Below are 493 nucleotides of genomic sequence, written 5' to 3'. Positions count from 1 at the left end.
CTAAAGCAGAAAAAGCTTATTATAAATCTTTAAAAACTAAAAGAGAAAGATATAAATATTTAGTGATTAGAAGTGGATTAAGATCTGTGGTTATAGATATACCTTATGATGCTTATGCTAATGTAGATGAAAAAGGAAATTTAATCAATGAAGAATACGCTTATATTTATGATGAAGTTAGCAATAATAAAGAAACCTTAAAATCTTCTCTTTTTAGACAAGAATGGGGTATAGCAGCAGGAATACTAGGAAAACCTGAATATTTTGTGCGTTCTAAAAATCATGGCTTTAATGCCAGAATGATACAATGTTTTATTTTATATATTCAACTCACAGGTGGAGGATATGAAGAATTAGGTATAAAAAGAGGAATTTATAATTATGCTGATAATCTTTTAGAAATAGGTATGGCAGGGATACATAAAAATCCTTTAAGGGCTAAATTAGTAAAAGATTTAGCTAAAACTATACAGCCTGATGAATTTGGTATGCT

The 493-nt window shown here is 28.2% G+C and carries 1 pseudogene; it reads left to right on the top strand.

The window, feature by feature from the left end:
• Positions 1–62 precede the first annotated feature (62 nt).
• Positions 63–493, top strand: a pseudogene (locus AJ932_RS08285) (hypothetical protein); the annotation flags it as partial.

This window comes from Campylobacter sp. BCW_6873 (genome assembly GCF_001762365.1).
Taxonomy (GTDB): domain Bacteria; phylum Campylobacterota; class Campylobacteria; order Campylobacterales; family Campylobacteraceae; genus Campylobacter_D; species Campylobacter_D jejuni.
The sequence above is the reverse complement of the archived record's forward strand: the minus strand, read 5'-3'. Positions and strand labels throughout refer to the sequence as shown.